The organism is Kitasatospora sp. NPDC087861 (assembly GCF_044742585.1).
Lineage (GTDB): Bacteria > Actinomycetota > Actinomycetes > Streptomycetales > Streptomycetaceae > Kitasatospora.
Map to the genome: position 1 here is coordinate 1 of NZ_JBIUUS010000110.1, position 1,350 is coordinate 1,350.

A 1,350-nucleotide genomic window follows, 5' to 3' on the forward strand; every position below is an offset into this window, starting at 1 on the left:
TGCCGTTGGGTGTGGGGTTGCACCGTGGGCTGGTGGGGTTGTCGCGTGAGCATCGGGTGACGTTGTTCATGACGGTGCAGGCGGCGTTGGCGGCTCTGTTGACCCGGTTGGGTGCGGGGACGGACCTGCCGATCGGTACGGTGGTGGCGGGGCGTTCGGACGAGGCGTTGGACGAGTTGGTGGGGTTCTTCGTCAACACGTTGGTGCTGCGGACGGACACGTCGGGTGATCCGAGTTTCTCCGAACTGCTGGGCCGGGTGCGGGAGTCGGATCTGGGGGCGTTCGGTCATCAGGACGTGCCGTTCGAGCGGCTGGTGGAGGAGTTGAACCCGGCGCGCTCGCTGGCCCGCCACCCCCTGTTCCAGGTGATGCTCGTCCTGCAGAGCAACGAGGGCGCCGAACTGGACCTGCCCGGACTGCGCGTCGAGGCACTGCCGGCCGGGACCGGGGTCGCCAAGTTCGACCTCAACGTGATCATGGAGGAAGTCTTCGGCCCGGACGGCGAACCCGCCGGGATCGACTGCGCGATCGACTTCGCGACGGATCTGTTCGACCGGGAGACGGTGGAGTCGCTGGCGGTGCGGTTCGGGCGGCTGCTGCGGGCCGTGGTGGAGAGCCCGGAGTTGCCGCTGGGCCGGGTGGAGCTGCTCGCGGCGGACGAGCGGGCCGCGCTGCTCGGTGGTGGGTTCACGCCGCTGCCGTCGCGGGTGCCGCTGGTGCCGACGGTGTTCGAGGAGCAGGCGGCGCGGATGCCGGACGCGGTGGCCCTGGTGTGCGGCGCCCGGGCGTTGACCTTCGCGGAGTTGAACCTGCGGGCGAATCGGCTGGCGCACCGGCTGATCGCCGCCGGGGTGGGGCCGGAGTCGGTGGTGGCGCTGGCGCTGCCGCGTTCGGTGGAGTCGGTGGTGGGGCTGCTGGCGGTGCTGAAGGCCGGCGGGGTGTACCTGCCGCTGGACGCCGAGTATCCGGCCGACCGTACCGCGCACACGCTCGCCGACGCGCAGCCCGTACTCGTCCTCACCGACGACCGCTGGCCGCGCCCGGAGCTGCTGACCGGCCTGACCGTGGTCGAGGCCGGGGACACGGCCGGTGACGCGGCCGGTCCGGAGTCGAACCCCGCCGCGCGGGCCTCTGCTGGGGACGCGGCGTATGTGATCCACACCTCGGGTTCGGCGGGTCGTCCCAAGGGTGTGGTGGTGTCGCACGGGAGCCTGGCCGCGCTGTTGGCGGCGCACCGTGGCGGTGTGATGGCGGGCCGGGAGCGGTCGCGGGTCGCGTTGACGGCCTCGCTCTGCTTCGACGCCTCCTGGGACGGCCTGTTGTGGCTGGTGGCCGGGCATGAGGTGCACC

1 protein-coding gene is annotated in these 1,350 nt (G+C 72.0%); it reads left to right on the forward strand.

Going from position 1 to position 1,350, the window contains the following annotated elements; all coding sequences use genetic code 11:
* Positions 1-68: 68 nt before the first annotated feature.
* A partial coding sequence (locus ACIOJE_RS41265; protein WP_400783843.1) for an AMP-binding protein occupies positions 69-1,350 on the forward strand: 1,282 nt, incomplete at its 3' end.